The sequence below is a fragment of the Nonlabens sp. genome, from assembly GCF_039941875.1.
Lineage (GTDB): Bacteria > Bacteroidota > Bacteroidia > Flavobacteriales > Flavobacteriaceae > Nonlabens.
The window spans coordinates 40,163-58,817 of sequence record NZ_JBDVDQ010000003.1 but is presented as its reverse complement, the minus strand read 5'-3'; the positions used below and the strand labels follow the sequence as shown (position 1 = coordinate 58,817).

General features: G+C 33.5%; 21 protein-coding genes and 1 tRNA gene. 11 read left to right on the top strand and 11 right to left on the bottom strand.

Annotation, left to right across the window (positions count from 1 at the left end; translation table 11 throughout):
- Positions 1-230 precede the first annotated feature (230 nt).
- Positions 231-557 carry a DUF6660 family protein gene (locus ABJF08_RS00655; protein ID WP_348114121.1) on the top strand — a complete coding sequence of 109 codons (327 nt, stop codon included), beginning with the start codon at positions 231-233 and terminating at the stop codon, positions 555-557.
- Between the two features lie 52 nt (positions 558-609).
- Positions 610-2,820: a TonB-dependent receptor gene (locus ABJF08_RS00650; RefSeq protein WP_348114120.1), complete on the top strand. Its 2,211-nt coding sequence runs from the start codon at positions 610-612 to the stop codon at positions 2,818-2,820.
- A gap of 71 nt (positions 2,821-2,891) precedes the next feature.
- On the opposite strand, the gene ABJF08_RS00645 is transcribed toward ABJF08_RS00650, so the two are convergent.
- The 7 genes from ABJF08_RS00645 to ABJF08_RS00615 all read right to left on the bottom strand — a co-directional run bounded on the left by ABJF08_RS00645 (position 2,892) and on the right by ABJF08_RS00615 (position 6,418).
- Positions 2,892-3,098: a DUF2892 domain-containing protein gene (locus tag ABJF08_RS00645; RefSeq protein ID WP_348114119.1), complete on the bottom strand. Its 207-nt coding sequence runs from the start codon at positions 3,096-3,098 to the stop codon at positions 2,892-2,894.
- A gap of 72 nt (positions 3,099-3,170) precedes the next feature.
- Positions 3,171-3,794 carry a Crp/Fnr family transcriptional regulator gene (locus ABJF08_RS00640; protein ID WP_348114118.1) on the bottom strand — a complete coding sequence of 208 codons (624 nt, stop codon included), beginning with the start codon at positions 3,792-3,794 and terminating at the stop codon, positions 3,171-3,173.
- Positions 3,795-3,796: 2 nt separating this feature from the next.
- A complete protein-coding gene (locus ABJF08_RS00635) occupies positions 3,797-4,237 on the bottom strand; it encodes a GNAT family N-acetyltransferase (protein WP_348114117.1) in 441 nt (146 codons plus the stop codon).
- A gap of 2 nt (positions 4,238-4,239) precedes the next feature.
- The gene (locus tag ABJF08_RS00630; RefSeq protein ID WP_348114116.1) at positions 4,240-4,500 is read right to left on the bottom strand and encodes a hypothetical protein; all 261 of its coding nucleotides are present in this window, start codon (positions 4,498-4,500) and stop codon (positions 4,240-4,242) included.
- Between the two features lie 105 nt (positions 4,501-4,605).
- Positions 4,606-4,887 carry an acetyltransferase gene (locus ABJF08_RS00625; protein WP_104514215.1) on the bottom strand — a complete coding sequence of 94 codons (282 nt, stop codon included), beginning with the start codon at positions 4,885-4,887 and terminating at the stop codon, positions 4,606-4,608.
- 262 nt (positions 4,888-5,149) lie between these two features.
- Positions 5,150-5,581 (bottom strand): RpiB/LacA/LacB family sugar-phosphate isomerase, encoded by a 432-nt coding sequence (locus ABJF08_RS00620; RefSeq protein ID WP_348114115.1) that lies wholly within the window; start codon positions 5,579-5,581, stop codon positions 5,150-5,152.
- A 672-nt stretch (positions 5,582-6,253) separates the two neighbouring features.
- Positions 6,254-6,418 (bottom strand): hypothetical protein, encoded by a 165-nt coding sequence (locus ABJF08_RS00615; RefSeq protein ID WP_348114114.1) that lies wholly within the window; start codon positions 6,416-6,418, stop codon positions 6,254-6,256.
- 155 nt (positions 6,419-6,573) lie between these two features.
- Here ABJF08_RS00615 and rnr point away from each other — a divergent pair, with 155 nt between their 5' ends.
- The 4 genes from rnr (at position 6,574) to ABJF08_RS00595 (ending at position 11,401) form a co-directional block, all read left to right on the top strand.
- Entirely contained in the window at positions 6,574-8,772 is a 2,199-nt protein-coding gene (rnr, locus tag ABJF08_RS00610) for a ribonuclease R (protein WP_348114113.1), read from the top strand.
- Positions 8,773-8,862: 90 nt separating this feature from the next.
- Positions 8,863-9,330, top strand: a complete 468-nt coding sequence (locus ABJF08_RS00605; RefSeq protein ID WP_348114112.1) for a DUF6265 family protein — start codon at positions 8,863-8,865, stop codon at positions 9,328-9,330.
- Between the two features lie 493 nt (positions 9,331-9,823).
- Positions 9,824-10,504 (top strand): head GIN domain-containing protein, encoded by a 681-nt coding sequence (locus ABJF08_RS00600; RefSeq protein WP_348114111.1) that lies wholly within the window; start codon positions 9,824-9,826, stop codon positions 10,502-10,504.
- Positions 10,505-10,627: 123 nt separating this feature from the next.
- Positions 10,628-11,401 carry a LysE family transporter gene (locus ABJF08_RS00595; RefSeq protein WP_348114110.1) on the top strand — a complete coding sequence of 258 codons (774 nt, stop codon included), beginning with the start codon at positions 10,628-10,630 and terminating at the stop codon, positions 11,399-11,401.
- A gap of 41 nt (positions 11,402-11,442) precedes the next feature.
- Here ABJF08_RS00595 and ABJF08_RS00590 read toward each other — a convergent pair.
- Together ABJF08_RS00590 and folB are read right to left on the bottom strand one after the other, a co-directional pair.
- Positions 11,443-11,513 (bottom strand) — tRNA-Cys (locus ABJF08_RS00590).
- A 74-nt stretch (positions 11,514-11,587) separates the two neighbouring features.
- Entirely contained in the window at positions 11,588-11,947 is a 360-nt protein-coding gene (gene folB / locus ABJF08_RS00585; protein ID WP_348114109.1) for a dihydroneopterin aldolase, read from the bottom strand.
- 71 nt (positions 11,948-12,018) lie between these two features.
- Here folB and ABJF08_RS00580 point away from each other — a divergent pair, with 71 nt between their 5' ends.
- From ABJF08_RS00580 to ABJF08_RS00565, 4 genes are all read left to right on the top strand, one after another.
- Positions 12,019-13,698, top strand: a complete 1,680-nt coding sequence (locus ABJF08_RS00580; RefSeq protein WP_348114108.1) for a glutamine--tRNA ligase/YqeY domain fusion protein — start codon at positions 12,019-12,021, stop codon at positions 13,696-13,698.
- Between the two features lie 265 nt (positions 13,699-13,963).
- Positions 13,964-14,374, top strand: a complete 411-nt coding sequence (locus ABJF08_RS00575; RefSeq protein WP_104514719.1) for a YtxH domain-containing protein — start codon at positions 13,964-13,966, stop codon at positions 14,372-14,374.
- A 9-nt stretch (positions 14,375-14,383) separates the two neighbouring features.
- On the top strand, positions 14,384-14,767 hold the full coding sequence (locus tag ABJF08_RS00570; RefSeq protein WP_348114107.1) for a phage holin family protein: 384 nt from the start codon (positions 14,384-14,386) through the stop codon (positions 14,765-14,767).
- A complete protein-coding gene (locus ABJF08_RS00565) occupies positions 14,754-14,972 on the top strand; it encodes a DUF6327 family protein (protein ID WP_348114106.1) in 219 nt (72 codons plus the stop codon). The genes ABJF08_RS00570 and ABJF08_RS00565 overlap by 14 nt, the downstream gene beginning before the upstream one ends.
- Before the next feature lie 94 nt (positions 14,973-15,066).
- Here the strand turns inward: ABJF08_RS00565 and ABJF08_RS00560 are convergent, their stop codons facing one another.
- Positions 15,067-16,074, bottom strand: coding sequence for an SPFH domain-containing protein (locus ABJF08_RS00560; RefSeq protein ID WP_348114105.1), 1,008 nt, complete (start codon positions 16,072-16,074; stop codon positions 15,067-15,069).
- 149 nt (positions 16,075-16,223) lie between these two features.
- Between ABJF08_RS00560 and ABJF08_RS00555 the strand changes: the two genes are divergently transcribed.
- Positions 16,224-16,979, top strand: a complete 756-nt coding sequence (locus ABJF08_RS00555) for a hypothetical protein (protein ID WP_348114104.1) — start codon at positions 16,224-16,226, stop codon at positions 16,977-16,979.
- A gap of 74 nt (positions 16,980-17,053) precedes the next feature.
- Here ABJF08_RS00555 and gltX read toward each other — a convergent pair whose 3' ends face one another.
- On the bottom strand, positions 17,054-18,571 hold the full coding sequence (gene gltX / locus ABJF08_RS00550; protein ID WP_348114103.1) for a glutamate--tRNA ligase: 1,518 nt from the start codon (positions 18,569-18,571) through the stop codon (positions 17,054-17,056).
- Positions 18,572-18,655: the final 84 nt, after the last annotated feature.

Here is an 18,655-nt window from a genome sequence, read left to right as displayed (position 1 = left end):
TATTGACTTTTATAAAACTAGGCTCCATAACAAAAGTCCTACTGGAAATAACAGCATTTTTACTTCTTTTAAGTCCACTAATTTATAAGTTAGATGCTTATCCAGAGATTATGAGTCATTATTTTTTTGTGATTCCTACTCTTAGTTTTATAATATTCTATCTGCTCCACTTTATAAGTTTAGGGACAAAGAAGTTTCAGTAATCAAATGACCATCCTTATCTTTACAGCGTGAAATTCATACTATTCCTTTTTTCGTTTTACTTCTTGGGACTCAACATCATGCCGTGTAATGATGTAGATGGTCAGTCTCATGATGAGGTAGAACAAGTCATAGAGGCTGGAGGTTGTGATGATCTACATGACCATGAAGATGAAGATGATTGCTCACCATTCTGTCAGTGTAATTGCTGTTCTGCACACGTGATTACTTACATTTTTGAAACGCAGGAATTCACAGATATTCCTGAAATAAATACACAAATTTCTTCTTATATCAGTCCATTTTATGATGGATATGATGGCTCTATTTTACAGCCACCACAATTAAATAGCTAGAATTTATTGGGAGTATTATGCTCCATTTTTTTAGACTATTTAAACTTATTACATGAAAAAACTTATTTTATGCAGTGTGTTGTTGCTGTGTTACGCTTTCGCGAAAGCTCAATCTAAAACAACCTATGATATCAACATTACCGTTGTATCAGAAGAAGATAATGAACCTTTATTAGGGGCAAATGCTATTATCACAACCCTTAAAAAAGGAGCAATGTCTGACATTAATGGTAAAGGAATTATAAAAGATGTACCGGCTGGTACTTATGAACTTACCGTTTCTTACATAGGACATGAAAGTAAAACGATAACCGCGGTTATACCAGATCAATTAAACTATACTTTTAACCTTCATGAAGCCGAAGGTGAACTGGACGAGATAGTTATACAGTCTACTCGTTCTTCTCGTACTTTTAAACGCACACCTACACGTATAGAATTAATAGGTGGAGAAGAACTAGTAGAAAAGACCGCTATGAACAGTACAAATATCGCTATGATGTTGCGAGAAAGTACTGGTATACAAATGCAACAGACCTCACAAAGTAGTGCTAACCAGTCTATACGTATTCAAGGTCTAGATGGACGTTATACACAACTTTTAAAGGATGGTTTTCCTCTTTATGGAGGTTTTGCCGGTGGATTGAGTATCATGCAAATACCGCCGTTAGATATCGCTCAATTTGAAATTATAAAGGGTAGTTCTTCTACACTTTATGGTGGTGGTGCCATCGCAGGACTGGTTAATATGCAGTCTAAAAGACCTAAAGAAGAAAAAGAACTGGATTTAATGCTGGTAGGTACTCAGGCACTAGGAGTTACGGGAAACATATTTTATAGCGCTCGTAAAGAAAAATGGGGTGTTACTCTATACGGTAGTGCAAACTCCCAAAAGGAATACGATCCTGATGGTGATAATTTTTCTAATTTACCTAAAGCACGTACAATAACGCTTAATCCTAAAGTATTTTATTACCCTAGTGATAAAACTACCTTGTGGGTAGGTCTTAATGGAACTTATGACCAGCGTAAAGGTGGTGATCTAGATGCTATTAATGATGAAAGTAATGCATACACAGAAGAGAATATTTCTAGAAGATTCAGTACGCAAGCTGTCTGGGAAACTAATCTAACAGACCATTCTAGTCTTCAATTTAAAAATAGTGTCGCTTATTTTAATAGAGAACTATTGATACCTGCTATGGACTTTAAAGGAAGCCAGATCAACACGTTTACTGAGGCTAACTATAAGACTAATACTGATAAAACGGACTGGATTTTTGGTGGTAATTTATACACATCTGAATTTGATGAAGATGCGGTTATTAATCAAAGAGATCAAAAAGATCTTACAGCTGGTCTATTTGTTAATAACGTGACCGATTTAAGTGATAACTGGATATTAGAAACTGGTTTACGTACAGATTTTACTAGAGATTGGGGTTCTTTTATTTTACCTAGAGCATCACTTTTATTTAAATCAGATGGAAGATTTACCAGTCGTCTAGGTGGTGGTTTAGGATATAAAATTCCAGATATTTTTACGGAAGATGCAGAGCGCTTAAATTTTCAAAACGTAGTGGCTATTGATAAAAATCAACTAGTTGCAGAGACTTCTTATGGAATGAATCTAGATTTTGATTATGGATTTTCTATTACAGACCAACTGTATTTTTCTATAAATCAACTGTTTTATTTAACGGCTATTGATAATGGTTTACTACTTAATTCTAGTGCTACAAATCCTGGTAGTTTTGAGTATAGTAATGCTAGTGATTTAACCTTAAGTCGCGGTGCAGAAACTAATATAAAGTTTACTTATAAAGACTTTAAATGGTTCTTAAACTATGCCTTAATTGATACACAGCTTAATTACTTAGATGGAAATCCTGAAAAACCATTAACTGCTAAACATAATGCTGGTAGTGTTGTTATGTATGAAAATGAAAAATGGCGCATAGGTTATGAAACCTATTATACAGGAAAACAACTACTTTTTGACGGGACAGAATCTAGAGATTATTTATTAATGGGGCTACTGGTTATGAAAAACTTTGACTGGGGAAATCTATATATGAATTTTGAAAACATAACCGATAGAAGGCAAAGTCGTTATTCTCCTACGGTAACTATAGATGCCGGTGGCGCACCTACTTTTAATGAAATCTATGCACCTACAGATGGGTTTATACTTAGTGCTGGTGTGATATGGAAACCATTCGGTAATAAAAGTCACCACGGTCATGGACATCATGATGATTAAGTAATATCTAAAAATTAAAAAGCTCGTTTTGATAAAATTATCAAAACGAGCTTTTTTTATATGTAATAAGATTACTTTTTTACAGGACAGCTATTAATTCCTAAAACAGCGTATAATGGACAAAAGTTCATAAAACTAGTCGCTAACAATACTCCACCTACTATTAATAAAATAACGCCTAATGTACCTGTAACAACATTAGTAAAGAATAAAACAGATACTACTACTGCAAATAATATTCTAATTATTCTATCGATGGTTCCTAGATTTTTTTTCATGATATGTGCCTTTTTAAATTGAGGTACAATAGTAGTCTAGTAGCTCGTTATAAAAAGTGACTAAAGTCACAACTATAAAATTTCAATAGATTGATGAGATAGAACAAGCTTGTTCTCGTTCTCTAATTTCTTTAAAACGCGACTTATTACCTCTCTAGAAGTGGCTAGATCATCTGCCAGTGCTTGATGAGATATCTTAATAGTCTTAGTATTAGATATAGTTGCCTTATCATTTAGTAAACTTAAAACACGCTGGTCCATTTTATGAAATACCATGTTTTCTATGGTATGCAATAAGTCTGCATAACGCATTTCATACTGCGAATTAAAAAGTATATTTAATTCTGGATGGCTTATAAGCCACTCTTTGAGTTTACTAGCAGGTAATAAAAGAATTTCTGTAGGCTCTAAAGTCTGTGCAAATATCTCGCTAGTACCATTCTTAATTCCTGCAGCAAAGGACATGACACAGCTTTCTCTAGCTTTGATATGATATAGTAACAGTTCTTTATCTTCATGTGTTGTATAAACACGTAAGAGACCTTTTAATACAACAGGAATAACTTTTACATACTGACCCTTGCGTAATATTTCTTGTTGTGCAGGTACAGTTATAACTTCACATTCTTTGTTTAATAAGTCTATTAGAGTCTTATTAAAAAACGGAAATTGTGAGTTAATATTAGTTAGTGACATGATTAAAAATCTAAAACCATCTCTTGGTGTGGTATACCGTCTTCTAGATATTTTTCACCTATAGTGATAAAACCTAAATCAGTATAAAATTTATGTAAATAACATTGTGCAGATATTTGTATAGATGGGTATCCTTGATCTTTACAATAATCTATACTTGCTTTCATTATTTTCTGTCCATAAGACAGACCACGCATTTTAGGACTTACTACTACACGACCTATACTAGCTTTTTCAAAATAATCACCAGGTTTAAAGATGCGTGTATATGCAGCAAGTTCTTGATCTTTATACCCTAAAATATGCATGGCTTTTTGATCTTTTCCATCCATATCCTGATAGACACAATCTTGTTCTACCACAAATACTTCAGACCGCAATTGCATCACATTATAAAGTTCTTGGATAGAATAATCATTAAATGAATTTATAAAAACCTCCATAATTAAAACTGTTTAGGAACATTTTTAGGTTGCGGTGGTTTGATACCTATTCTTATATCAGTGATAATTTTTTCTAGCATATTACCGAATTCTTCATCACCAGCAGCCATCAATTCTTGACGCCTTGCATCTAGATCGTCTAGGGTTTCTTCTTTATCTTGTTCATCAAATTCTTCTAGATCGCGCCATATTTCCATAAGTTTCTTATGTGGGTGCACCGCAGTTCTTAATTGATGAATTATAATAGTAGCTTCTTTTCTCATGAATTCACACACAGGTGTAAATCTCTAAGAAACTTACATCTAATTTTAATTTGTTATCTAATTCCTATCGCAGTAGAAAATATTCGAACTTTAACTGTATCAAATTTACAATGATTTCTTCTCACGATATGCTAATGAAATCCTATTATGTTCCATTAATAGTTGCTCATCTTTTAAATAGCTTTTTAATAAATGAATGACATAATCCAGTTGGTCTTCAGTTATATTTCTATAGGCAGGAGCAGGTACCACATCTTTCCATCTTGCAAACAATGTATTGTCTAGCGCAATGCGCCAGTAACAATGATTATCAAAATCTAGGTGTAAATGTTTATTAGGTAATTGATTACCTAAATCCAGATACTGTTGTCTTTTATTAAGATTCATTAAAAAAAATATAAACAAATATGAGTATCAATGTGAATGTTAAGGATAGAACATAAAAGATAAAACTAAAAAAATACCTTTTGCTTTTACTCTCGATATTTATAAATACGTGCCTAAATAATAAATATCTAACTATTAGATAAATCAGTATGCTAGGTAAAATAAAAATTGAGAATAAAAGGATGAAATAATCTTGTAGAGAACCACCAGATAATAGCATTATATAGAACCTTTTAAATGTTCCGCTTTCGCGAAAGCGTACTTATGAACAAGCTATCTTGTTAACACGAGTAGCATGACGTCCACCAGCAAATTCTGTATCTAGAAAAGTCTCTACCATAGCAATTACTTGTGGTATAGAAGTGAAACGTGCAGGAATACAAATAACATTTGCATTATTATGCTCACGTGCTAGTCCAGCTATTTCTTTAGTCCAGCATACTGCACCACGTACATTCTGGTACTTATTAACAGTCATAGAGACACCTTGTGCACTACCACAAATAACTATTCCTATTTCTGTAACGGCATTATCAACATCCTGACCTACTTTGTGAGCAAAATCTGGATAATCTACGCTATCAAAGGTATCAGTACCGTGATTATTGATTTCATGACCTCTTTCTTTAAGCATTTTTACTACTGCTTGTTTATAATCTGGTCCTGCGTGATCGTTTCCTATGGAGATTTTCATGTGTTGTGTGTTTGTAATACAAATTTACACTTACTCAACCGTATTTTAGGGTTATTAACATCGATGATTTTACACTATTCATAAACAAAGGATAACCTGTTAATAGAAATGTAAAAATTATATTAGGAATATTGATTTGAATAGTCCATACCCATTTTAAATTGAGAAAACCAAAATATAACTCATCAATTTTCTAATGACTTTTCAGACCTGAATTGTGAGAAATGAACAATGAAAAAGAGGTCATTTTCTCTACATTTATATGTGGATAACGGTTATCTACAAATGTGAATAACCACAACCATTAATAAGTATTAATCTACTTTACAATGAGTTAACGCTAGGATAACATGTGTATAACTGTAGATAAGTTACCATATATACCAATTCCTAATTTTTATTTAAAAAGTTATACCGCTATTAACACTATATAATAAGCAACATATTTTATTTAAATTTTAAAAAAGAAAAATGATATTGTTTATATGTGTTGATAACAGTAAATATTAAAAAACAAAGAAGAAAAAATACAACCTGATGATAGGATGCATTAATAAATAATAGAGCATCGTTTAAAAATGAAAATAGAGTAATTGTGCTCGATTAAATACCGAGCAGTGTGATTTTTAAAATAAGAATAAGGTAAAACGACTGTTTTTTTAAAACAGGTAATTAAACGGTAGCCTCTACTTTAATAGTCTTAGTAAGGTTTCCATCGTTGGTAACGTCAGTGCTAGTATTTAGTGCTTTAGAAACTAAAACGTATAGTACCACTATCCCAACAAGAAGAATTCCTGCAAAAATTAATGTAGATAAGAGTGGTTTTTTTACACGCATATGACAGCTTTAACGATTTCAATTAAGAAATAGTTGTACAAAGATAACTTTATTTCTTAATTTAATATTAATGAATGTTATCTAGAGAGTTATATTACTGGTTTTCACACGTATTTAATATTCAGCAATTTTAAAAGTTTAACTTTGTAGGTAATATGAATAAAAAGAAAAAAAGAAGCTCAAAGACTAAGTTTCAGAATTTGAGTCAGTCGGTACTCAGTGCTATAAAGCAAGATCCGAATAAAAGTTACAACTACAAGCAAATTTGTGCACACCTAGGAATATCAGATTCTAGTGGTCGCAATCAGGTTATAAAAAAATTACACCAGCTCAAGTCCAAAGGGAAAATAGAAGAGATAGATCGTGGTAAATTTAAAATTATCAAGGCTATCGATTATTACACTGGTAGAATAGATGTTAGTACACGTGGTACCGGTTATGTAATTACCGAAGAACTAGAAGAAGATATCATGATACCCAAAAGATCACTGGGCCAGGCGCTTAATGGTGATGAGGTAGAAGTGTATGTTTATAATAGAAAACGTGGTTCACAACCAGAAGGTGAGATAACTAAGGTTATTAAACGTAAGAAAACTGAATTTGTAGGTGAGATACAAGTGCATGAAAAATTTGCATTTGTGAACGTTACAGATCCTAAGATTCAAACTGATTTTTTTATCCCAGGTCGAGAGATTAATGGGGCAAAAGATGGACAGGTAGTTCTAGTAGAATTTGTAGAATGGAATGATAAACAAGATTCACCTAACGGTAAGGTTAAAGATATTCTAGGTGAACCAGGAGAACACGATACAGAAATACATGCTATTCTTGCTCAATACGGTCTACCTTATGAATTCCCAGCAGAGGTTGAAGAATACACAGAAAAATTAGACAAGTCTATATCTTCTCAAGAAATAGAAAAGCGTCGTGACATGCGTGACACGCTTACTTATACCATAGATCCCGCAGATGCAAAGGATTTTGATGATGCATTATCATTTAAAGTTCTTGAAAACGGTAATTATGAAATAGGTATTCACATTGCAGACGTTTCTCATTATGTAAAAGAAGGAACCGTACTTGATGATGAGGCTTATGAACGTGCAACATCTGTATATCTTGTGGATAGGGTAGTACCTATGTTACCAGAGGTACTTTCTAACGGTGTTTGTTCTTTAAATCCGCATGAAGATAAATTGTGTTTTTCTGCCGTTTTTGAAATGGATAATTCTAGTAAGATTCATAACGAGTGGTTCGGTCGTACGGTAATACACTCTGACCAGCGTTTTGCTTATGAAGAAGCACAACATATTATAGAAACTGGAAAAGGAGAGATTCCTGGTGATATCTCGCTTTCGCGAAAGCAAACAACCATACAGCCTGCAATAGTAGAAGCAACTTTAAAATTAGATGAACTAGCTAAGATCATGCGTGGACAGCGTATGGAAGATGGAGCTTTAAGTTTTGATAAAACTGAAGTAAAATTTGATCTTAATGATAAGTCAGAACCTGTAGGAGTTTATTTTAAAACATCTAAGGATGCTAATAAACTTATTGAAGAATTCATGCTACTAGCTAATAGAAAAGTAGCTGGATTTATAGGTAAACAACAACCTAAAAAGACTTTTATTTACCGTATTCATGATGAGCCTAACGATGAAAAGTTAGGAGCACTTAAGAATATAGTAGTAAAATTTGGCCATACTCTAGATTTAAGAGATCGTAAAACGGTTACTAAGTCGCTTAATAAGTTATTAAGTGATGTAAAAGGAAATAAAGAGCAAAACATGGTAGACACTCTTGCGATAAGAACTATGTCTAAGGCTGTTTATTCTACGAGTAACATAGGTCACTACGGTCTATCTTTTGATTATTATTCTCACTTTACGAGTCCTATACGTCGTTATCCAGATGTTATGGTGCATAGATTATTGCAACATTATCTAGATGGTGGTAAGACAGCAAGCGAAGAATTATATGAAGAAAAGTCAGAACACTCTTCAGAAATGGAAATCCTTGCTTCTAAGGCAGAGCGTGATTCTATCAAATACATGCAAGTTAAATTCATGAAAGACCACTCTGACGAAGAGTTCTTAGGTGTAATTTCTGGGGTTACTGATTGGGGAATTTATGTAGAGATTATTTCTAACAAGTGTGAAGGAATGATAAGACTAGGTGACCTAGATGACGATAGTTATGAGTATGTAGAAGAAGAATTTGCTGTTGTAGGTCGCAAGACTAAGAACACGTATACACTAGGTGATGAGGTTTATGTAAAAGTAAAAAATGCAGACCTTGTTAAGAAACATCTAGACTTCTGGATGATGGGTAGTAGAGAAGCAGTAGAAAAATAAACTATTCTATTTAAAATTATAAACGAGCCATTTTTTATAAAATGGGTCGTTTTTTTTTACCTTAAATTCAAATTATAAAAGGGTCTGATCATGAAAAGTATTTTATTAATAGTTGTAGTATTATTATTTCTGTCTTGTAAAAATGAAACTAGGGATACCTCAAATTTTACATGGTTAGCAGGATCATGGAGTAGAGTAGAAGAACCTGGAGAGAATAAAACATATGAAAAATGGATACCTACTATGAATGGTAATTATAACGGACATGGATTTACTCTTCATAAAAACGATACGATATTTGAAGAATTTTTATCCATTAAGCCTTTAAGTAAATTTTCTAAAGGAAAAGAATATTCATGGGTTCTAGAAGTTACTGGAGTTAATGAAAAACCTACTGTTTTTAATATAGTAGATATTACTGTGAATAGCTTTACAGCTGTTAACTTAAAGAATGAATTTCCTACCCATATTAATTATTCTTATAATAATGATACTCTTAAAGCATTAGTTTCTAACGATAGTTTACAGATTGATTTTAAATTTATAAAGCGTGATTAAGCTATTTTTATACTATACAACGTATTTATGATACAGATTATCTATAATAAGAAATTTAAAATATCCATTTTTAATTTATTTATAGTATAGCTAGATATTTGTACTGTAATTAGAGCGTGAGAAACTTTAATTCAATTTTTCATAATAGTTTCATTTTTATATAGCTTCTCAATTGTAAGGTTTTTGAGAAGTAAAATTGAAACATTAGTATAGTTTTTTGGTTGGTTAGTAGGGAATCCTAAGTTGTCGTCTTTGATACTTAGGATTTCTTCGTTTATGACGTTTTCTTAACGTACCATTATATACTACTATCATACTTTGGCACACGATTTGAATAATATAAAGGGAAGGTTATTAGAAGTAATTTTCATAAAGTTTTTTGGTTGGTTAGTAAAAAACGATGTTTAGCAATAAGCATCGTTTTTTCATGTTTAACATACCATAGACTGTAACATTACTTAATAAATAAAGTCTTTATAAAAATACTTTTATCATGAAACGATTATTATCTGTAATAACTATACTTTTTTGTGCCATTTCTATCGCACAAAACCCAATTGAAATGACCATCTCAGATTTTGATACCATTAAAGTTTTTGATTTAGTCACCGTTAATTTAGTAAAATCATCAGAAAATAAAATTATCATTTCTGGTAAAGATGCAGATGACGTCGAGTACGTTCAAAAAAATGGATTACTAAAAGTCCGTATGCGCTCAGAGAAGACTTTTGACGGTACAAAAACGTTTGTACATGTATATTACAAAGAATTAGACATAATCGACGCAAATGAAGGCGCTAGAGTTTTATCCAATGAATTAATAGAACAGGACAGATTAGAAATAAAAGTACAAGAAGGTGCTATGGTTACTGCAGGATTAACTGTTAAGAACCTTGATGTAAGAGCTGTTACTGGTGGTATTGTAAGATTAAGCGGTCAGGTAGAAGATCAAATTCTAGTTGTTAACACTGGTGGAAAAGTAGAAAATGAAAAACTTAAATCTGATTATTCCAAAGTAAAAGTACAAGCTGGTGGAGAAGTAGAGATCTTTGCAACACAATCTGTTGATATAAATGTAAGAGCTGGTGGTGATGTTGTGGTTTACGGTAATCCTAAAGATGTGAAGAAAAAAACTCTATTCGGTGGTAGAATTAAGATCGTTGATAACGATTAATTATAATTTTTAAAAGCCTTCTAATGTTTCAGTATATCTCTTACAGCATATAGATAACATTTCTAGTTCTGTATTTGAAATCCCTATGTGTTTTCCTACCTTTGAGGTTCAACACAATTCTGAATGCTTGACGATATATTAAAGGCCATTCCATTAGGCCTTGTTATGGCTTTTCTCATAGGACCTGTTTTCTTTGCTCTACTTGAAACTAGTGCTATAAAAGGATTTAGGGCAGCTATTGCATTAGATGCAGGCGTTCTCATAGCAGATATTATTTTTCTACTAGCGGCATATTTCATGACTTCTAGTATTCTGGAAAAATTAAAGGATGATCCTGGGTTATTCATATTCGGCGGTAGTATACTCTGTATTTATGGTGTTGTATCCTTTGTTAAGACAGACAAATCTTATTTAAAAGAAGTCGATACTAAAGTTCTCATAGTTCAAAAGAAAAATTACATCGCTTTATTCATAAAGGGTTTTCTACTCAACTTTATAAACATAGGTGTACTAGGTTTTTGGTTAGGATTAATAGTAGTTTTTAGTCCACAATTAGAAAATGATGGAGAGCGTATTACTATTTTCTTTTCTACCGTACTACTTACTTATTTTATAGTAGATATAGGTAAAATTATACTTGCCAAAAGTCTAAATCGTTATTTAACTCCTTCTAGAATATTCTGGCTTAAACGTTTAATAGCGGTAATTATGTTTATAAGTGGAGCAGTTTTAATTTTTAAAGGTGTTTTCCCTAATGCTACAGAAAATATAGAAAATCAATTTCATATCTTACCAGAACAAGTAGAGCCTATAGATCCAGATCTAGAAGGTATAGAAGAGTTTAATGAAAAGGTAATGCCTGTAATAGACGCAGACAAAGATCATCCACAACCTTAATAACTTAAAAATCCCCAATCAATGAAGATTGAGGATTTAAGAGGTACCAAGCGGATTCGAACCGCTGTACTAGGTTTTGCAGACCCATGCCTAGCCGCTCGGCCATGGTACCATAATGGATGGCAAAAATAACAATAATTTGCTCTTTTCCTACTTTATTAATTCTAAAATGATAAAATTGAAACGTTATTCTCTTTCCTGACTCATTATAATAACGACACTTTGTACATCACCACCTATAGGAGGGTTTATCTTAGCAACCTTAACTTCAGCATTTTGAACTAATGATTCTTCTTTAAAAATACGAGTAAGAATGCGTTGTGCTACATGTTCTAAAAGTTCTGACCTTACAGCCATTTCTTCTACTATTATTTTATTAAGTGATACATAATCTACTGTATCTGCCAGTAAATCTGACTGCGCACTCTTAGAAAGGTTTGCTGTAATTTCTAAATCTACACGATATTCACTACCTATTAAGTCTTCTTCATGTAAGCAACCATGGTTGGTATAAACTCTTACGTTTTCTAGTTGTATTTTATGCATAGAACAAAGATAGGCCGTACAGTGCTAGGAGTAAAATAAACTGTAAATTTGTGTTAGTAAAAGAGAATATCATGAGCGAAGAGAAAAAGCCTAATAATTTTATAGAAGACATCATAGAAGACGATTTAAATAATGGTCTTTCTAAGGATAAACTACGTTTCCGTTTTCCACCAGAACCTAATGGTTTCTTACACATAGGTCACGCAAGTGCTATATGTTTAAACTTTGGGCTAGGAGAGAAGTTTGATAAACCAGTAAACCTACGTTTTGATGATACTAATCCTGCAAAGGAAGAGGCAAAATATGTAGATGCTATAAAGAAAGATGTAGAATGGTTAGGTTATAAATGGGATAACCTTTGTTTTGCATCAGACTATTTTCAAGAACTTTATGACTGGGCCATCCATCTTATCAAAGAAGGAAAAGCTTATGTAGATTCACAATCTAGTGAAGAAATGGCTGCTCAAAAAGGATCTCCTACAGAACCTGGAGTAGATGGACCTTACCGCAATAGAACGATAGAAGAGAATTTGGCTCTTTTTGAAGGTATGAAAAATGGAGATTTTGGTGAAGGTGAACACATCCTACGTGCCAAAATCAATATGCAGTCTACTAACATGCTCATGCGTGATCCTATCATGTATCGTGTAGTAAATCGTGACCACCATAGAACTGGTGATACTTGGAAAATATACCCTATGTACGACTGGACTCATGGAGAAAGTGACTACATGGAACAAATCTCTCACTCTTTTTGTACACTAGAATTTAAACCTCACAGAGAGCTTTACGACTGGTTCTTAGATCAAATAGTAGATACAGATAAAGTACGTCCTAAACAACGTGAATTTGCTCGTAGAAACATATCTCATACCGTTACTAGTAAACGTAAATTACAAAAACTAGTAGAACAAAATATAGTTACAGGCTGGGATGACCCACGCATGACTACTATTTCTGGTTTAAGACGTCGTGGTTATACCGCTGCATCTATTAAGAATTTTGCTGAGTCTATAGGTATAGGTAAACGTGATAATCTAGTAGACATGAATCACATAGAATTTCACTTGCGAGATGATCTTAATAAAGTCGCAGACCGTGTAATGTGTGTTCTGGACCCTATTAAAGTAATTATTACCAACTATCCAGAGGACCAGGTAGAAATGCTTCAGGCAGAAAATAGTCAGGAAGATGAGTCTAGAGGTTTCAGAGAAGTTCCTTTTTCTAGAGAAATCTACATAGAACGCGAGGATTACAGAGAAGAAGCAAATAAGAAATTCTTCCGTTTAAAGAATGGAAAAGAAGTACGTCTTAAAAATGCTTATATCATAAAAGCAGAAGGTTGTCTTAAAGATGAAGAAGGTAATATTACAGAGATTCATGCTACTTACGACCCAGATTCTAAAAGTGGTAGTGGTACAGAAGCTAGTATGCGCAAAGTAAAAGGAACGTTACACTGGGTAAGTGCCGCACAAGCGTTACCAGTAGAGGTGAGACTTTATGACCGTCTATTTACTGTACCATCTCCAGATACAGATAAGGAAAAAGACTTCATGGAATTTGTTAATCCAGATTCTCTAGAGGTGATCACTGCAATGGCAGAGCCTGCAATGAAAAATCTTTCAATAGGAGAAACAGTACAGTTTCAACGTATGGGGTATTTTTGTGTAGATCCTGACACGACAGATGATAAAATGGTCTTTAACCGCACCGTTACGTTGCGTGATACATGGGCTAAGGTAGATGCATAGATAGAGTAGGATAGAGGTTCCGCTTTCGCGAAAGCGAGATTACTTTAAACCTATTTACTATTACATATTTAAAATAATTTAAAGCTCACTTAATCGTGGGCTTTTTTGATAAATGATATTAAATATCTACTGTTTTAACTGATTTTAATAGTATATATAAATTTTTAGCATGTTTTTAATAGTAATTCATGTAAGCTTAACTCACTATTAACTACACTAAAACGCGTTTAGATTTACCTTTGTTAGTGAACAAAAAAAGAAAAAAATGTCTAAATCAACTAATACCTTAATCGCTTTAATAGCAGGTGCTGCAATAGGCGCTGCTGCAGGAATGTTATATGCTCCAGATAGTGGAGAGAAAACTAGAAAAAAATTAAAAAAGCAAGCAAAAAAAGCTCAAAAAGATATCGATGCACAAGCTCGTAAGACCTATGCTCAAGTATCTGAAAAAGCATCACAAATCTCTTCTACAGTAAACTCTAGAGCTACTGAATTAAGAGGTACTGTAGGTGATAGAATAGAAACAGCTCTTTCTAGTGCTAGCTATAAAGCAGACGATGCTATTGTTGCTCTAGAAGAAAAATTAGAGCAACTGCGCATGAAAAATTCCCAATTACAGAAACCTAATTCTGTTAAAGAAGGAATCAAAACAGCGTCAGCTAAAGTTAATATATAAACTTAGGATTTGGGAAAACAACTAACCGACAATTTTAGAGAATTTACTACGGCGACTCAAGATTACATTGAGTCGTCGATAAGTTATCACAAACTAGATCTTTTTAAAAAGGTTATGAAGGGTGTGGTATCTAGTAGTTACCAGATCATTTTAGGTTTTTTCTTCCTTATAGCCCTCATTTTTTTAAGTGTAGCCGTGGCTATCTACCTCGGAAATATCTTAGACAGTATTGCGTTGGGTTATCTTATCGTGGGTGTATTTTACATACTTTTAATGATCATATTATCCTTATTTCTTAAGAAAACTCTTGAAAAAATATTGGTTAAAAAAGCTAGTGCTCAATTTTTCAATGATAATGAAGATATTAAAATAGAACAGCATGAGAGTTTATAACAATTTTGATGAAATAGATCGTGATTTAAAATATCTTAAATTACAGCAACAAATTCATCAAGAGACGATGAAGTTAGAGTTAAATGAAGTGAAAGAAAGTTTCTCTGCCGTTTCTATTTTAACAAGCGTAGTAAGTTCTATCGCAAAGAAAGCGGTAGTGTTAAAAGTGGTAAATAAACTAGTAGGTCTTAAAGGAAAGAAATAATTTAAAGTACTTAATTGAGTTGTGGAAAGCAATGATATAAAAAAAACGCTATCAGCAATGATAGCGTTTTTGTGTTTGTATAAATAGATATAATTTATTCTACCCATCCATCTTCTAGGCCGTCGTCGTCATACCCATTTTCTTTTTCTCTTTGAGATCTGGAAGACTGTTTTACCTTTTCTTCTTTATTAGCATTAGTTTTTTTCATTTGCTCACCTATCTGAGCACTTGCTGTAAAACTAGCGATCATGTTATTTAACATGTCACTACCAGCTTGTGGTGAATTAGGAAGTAAGATCAGGTTAGACTGTGTCGCCTCACCTATAGACTGTAAGGTATCATAGTGTTGAGTAACCACTATAAGAGCACTTGCTTCTTGAGAATTGATACCTACATTATTAAGTACATCTACACTTTCTTCTAATCCACGAGCTATTTCACGTCTCTGGTCTGCGATACCTTGACCTTGTAAACGCTTAGATTCTGCCTCAGCGCGTGCTTTTGCAACTATCTTTATACGGTCAGCCTCTGCTTCATACTCAGCAGCTGTTTTCTCGCGCTCTGCAGCGTTAATTCTGTTCATAGCTGCCTTTACCTGTATATCTGGATCTATGTCCGTTACAAGCGTTTTAATGATGTCATAACCATAGTCCATCATCGCCTCGTTTAATTCACGTTTTACCGCGATTGCGATATCATCTTTCTTTTCAAAAACGTAATCTAGTTTCATTTTAGGAACTTCTGCACGTACTACATCAAATACATAAGCAGTAATCTGATCATGCGGATTTTGAAGTCTGTAGTAAGCATCGTATACTTTTTCTCTCCTTACCTGAAACTGTACAGATATTTTAAGACGTACAAATACATCATCCTTAGTTTTAGTCTCAACGATTACATCCAGTTGTTGAATCTTTAAATTGATTCTTCCAGCGATCTTATCAATTACTGGTACTTTAAGTTGTAATCCTGACTGGCGCATACTGGTAAATTTACCAAAGCGTTCTACTACAGCAGCAGTTTGTTGTTTTACAGTAAAAAAGGTACCGAATAAAACTACCACAGCGAGTAGACCTAATATGGCATAAATAATTAAATCCATGATTTTTTGTTTTTAATGGTTAGTGTTAAATAGATGTCTATAAAAGTAAACTAGTTTACCGTTAAAGTGGCAGCAAGGCTACATTTTAATACGAATTTTCTAGCTTACAATAGATTAGTAGTATGTTTGTGTACTTTGTTACAAGCCCTATGAAAAATTCCCTTTTAGTACTTTTTACTTCATTTGCTTTTAGTTATGCATGTGCCCAAGATCAATTAGACAATTTCTCCAGCATAGATAATTCATTTTTGGTGCTAAATGAGACTGTAATTGATGACGTTAATTCTGAAGAATATTTAACAATAATAAATGCACCAGCAACTCGTAAATACTCCTATAATAATCGCATAGGTTTAGGAGGGGACGCCACTTTTTTTAACATTGATAGTGATAAAGTACAAGTTAATCAGGGAACAGGATGGTCTGCCTCTCTAGAAACACGTGGTGATTTTAGAGACGATTTTGATATGATTTATTCTATCGGTATCTTCAATCATAATTTTTCTGTAAATGAAAATATCACTAATGATCAAATAGACATGAGTGTGATAGGAGCAGAAGTTAAGTTTTTACTGGCTTGGAAAATAGCACAAAGTGATTTCTTTTCTATAGAAGCTGGACCTGCTTTACAACTCAATGGAGAACTAAAAATAGATGATGAAGATCGTTATGAAAACTCTTTTACTGGAGGTTTAGTAAATCCTATAATTTTAAAAGATTTTCAAGAAACTTCTCCTATAAATGTTAATGGAATTATAGGTTTCTCAGGTGGTGCTAGAAATTTTAGGGTAACTGCTCATTATCACTATTCATTTATTGATGCACTTGCTGGCACAACAGTCTCTGGTGATAATATAGACGGTAACTTCAGTTTTATAAGTGTAGGAGGAAGGCTGTATTTTTAATACTGTACTAGTCATAACAAGAAAGCCTGCTAAAATATTTTTAGCAGGCTTTTTATTATTACAAAGAGATTAGATTATCCTAATTTTTCCATTGCAGTTTCTATTCGTTTTACTGTTTCTGTTTTACCTATCATAGAAGCTATTTCAAAAACATCTGGTCCCATAAGACTTCCTACTAGAGCTAGTCTTAATGGCATCATTACTTTACCGAATCCCATTTCTTGAGCAGTGATCCAGCCTTTAATAGCGGTACTTAATCCAGCAGCACTATCATCTTCTGTGTCTTTGATAATTTGAACTACCTGAGCCATGATCTCGTTCGTATCTTCTTTCCATGCTTTCTTTGCATTTTTCTCGTCATAGCTATTAGGCTCTGAAAAGAAGAAGCCTGCTAGATCAAAAAGATCTTCTGTAAAAACAGCACGTTCCTTGACTAAACCTGCCACCATGCTTACATAATCTTCAGAACCGTAAGAGATATTTTGTTCTTGTAACGCTTTCGCGAAAGCGGAACCTATAACAGCATCATCCTGTTGTACATACCACTGTTGCTGAAACCATTTTGCCTTTTCTGGATCATACTTAGCACCAGAGCTATTTACTTTTTCAAGACTAAATGCCGCGATCAGTTCTTCTAAATTAAAGATTTCTTGCTCTGTTCCTGGGTTCCATCCTAAGAAAGCAAGGATATTAACCATAGCTTCTGGTAAGAAACCATCTTCTCTAAAACCAGTAGATAATTCTCCAGATTTAGGGGCTTTCCATTCTAGTGGGAATACAGAAAAGCCCATTTTATCTCCATCACGTTTGCTCAATTTTCCTTTACCAGTAGGTTTAAGAATTAAAGGTAGGTGTGCAAATTTAGGTCGTTCCCAGCCGAAGCTTTCATATAACAATACGTGTAAGGCCATACTAGGTAACCATTCTTCACCACGTATAACATGAGAGATTTCCATAGTATGGTCATCTACTACGTTTGCTAGGTGATAGGTAGGCATACCATCACTTTTAAAAAGTACTTTATCGTCTAATAGACTGGTATCGATTTCTATTCCTTTACGGATTTCGTCGTACATGTTTAAAGTCTTTAATTCTGGCTTAAAACGTACCGTATATTCATCACCACGGTCTAGTCGTTCTTTTACCTCTTCAGCACTTAGAGTTAGTGAATTAGTAAAGTCTAGTCTATTGTTGTGATTGTATATAAATGTCTTTTTATTCGCCTCGGCAGTGGTTCTTGCTTGGGTTAATTCTTCAGCAGTATCAAATGCATAATAGGCTGCTCCTTTTTCTATTAACTCTTCGGCATAGGCGCGGTACATTTCTTTGCGCTCGCTTTGACGATAGGGACCACAATTACCTTCTTTTCCTGGTCCTTCATCATAAGGTATGTTACACCAGTTTAATGCTTCTACTATATAATCTTCAGCACCTTCTACATACCTGTTTTGGTCGGTATCTTCTATACGTAGTATAAAAGTTCCATTATGTTTTTTAGCAAATAGATAATTAAAAAGCGCTGTTCTCACACCACCTATATGAAGTGGTCCTGTAGGGCTAGGAGCAAATCTTACACGTACATCTGTACTCATTTCTTAGCATTTTTAAATGTGGCGACAAAGATAGTAAGATGATTTCATTTCTATCCCTATCATTTCTTGCAGTATTGATATTGC

Excerpts from the sequence above, each read along its gene's own strand:
- rnr (WP_348114113.1), top strand. The coding sequence starts at position 6,574 with ATGAATAAAAAGAAAAAAAGAAGCTCAAAGACTAAGTTTCAGAATTTG.
- folB (WP_348114109.1), bottom strand. The coding sequence starts at position 11,947 with ATGCATAAAATACAACTAGAAAACGTAAGAGTTTATACCAACCATGGT.
- ABJF08_RS00595 (WP_348114110.1), top strand. The coding sequence starts at position 10,628 with ATGCTTGACGATATATTAAAGGCCATTCCATTAGGCCTTGTTATGGCT.
- ABJF08_RS00555 (WP_348114104.1), top strand. The coding sequence starts at position 16,224 with ATGAAAAATTCCCTTTTAGTACTTTTTACTTCATTTGCTTTTAGTTAT.
- ABJF08_RS00580 (WP_348114108.1), top strand. The coding sequence starts at position 12,019 with ATGAGCGAAGAGAAAAAGCCTAATAATTTTATAGAAGACATCATAGAA.
- gltX (WP_348114103.1), bottom strand. The coding sequence starts at position 18,571 with ATGAGTACAGATGTACGTGTAAGATTTGCTCCTAGCCCTACAGGACCA.
- ABJF08_RS00575 (WP_104514719.1), top strand. The coding sequence starts at position 13,964 with ATGTCTAAATCAACTAATACCTTAATCGCTTTAATAGCAGGTGCTGCA.
- ABJF08_RS00650 (WP_348114120.1), top strand. The coding sequence starts at position 610 with ATGAAAAAACTTATTTTATGCAGTGTGTTGTTGCTGTGTTACGCTTTC.
- ABJF08_RS00630 (WP_348114116.1), bottom strand. The coding sequence starts at position 4,500 with ATGAGAAAAGAAGCTACTATTATAATTCATCAATTAAGAACTGCGGTG.
- ABJF08_RS00565 (WP_348114106.1), top strand. The coding sequence starts at position 14,754 with ATGAGAGTTTATAACAATTTTGATGAAATAGATCGTGATTTAAAATAT.
- ABJF08_RS00635 (WP_348114117.1), bottom strand. The coding sequence starts at position 4,237 with ATGGAGGTTTTTATAAATTCATTTAATGATTATTCTATCCAAGAACTT.
- ABJF08_RS00615 (WP_348114114.1), bottom strand. The coding sequence starts at position 6,418 with ATGCGTGTAAAAAAACCACTCTTATCTACATTAATTTTTGCAGGAATT.
- ABJF08_RS00560 (WP_348114105.1), bottom strand. The coding sequence starts at position 16,074 with ATGGATTTAATTATTTATGCCATATTAGGTCTACTCGCTGTGGTAGTT.
- ABJF08_RS00620 (WP_348114115.1), bottom strand. The coding sequence starts at position 5,581 with ATGAAAATCTCCATAGGAAACGATCACGCAGGACCAGATTATAAACAA.
- ABJF08_RS00640 (WP_348114118.1), bottom strand. The coding sequence starts at position 3,794 with ATGTCACTAACTAATATTAACTCACAATTTCCGTTTTTTAATAAGACT.
- ABJF08_RS00645 (WP_348114119.1), bottom strand. The coding sequence starts at position 3,098 with ATGAAAAAAAATCTAGGAACCATCGATAGAATAATTAGAATATTATTT.
- ABJF08_RS00600 (WP_348114111.1), top strand. The coding sequence starts at position 9,824 with ATGAAACGATTATTATCTGTAATAACTATACTTTTTTGTGCCATTTCT.
- ABJF08_RS00625 (WP_104514215.1), bottom strand. The coding sequence starts at position 4,887 with ATGAATCTTAATAAAAGACAACAGTATCTGGATTTAGGTAATCAATTA.
- ABJF08_RS00605 (WP_348114112.1), top strand. The coding sequence starts at position 8,863 with ATGAAAAGTATTTTATTAATAGTTGTAGTATTATTATTTCTGTCTTGT.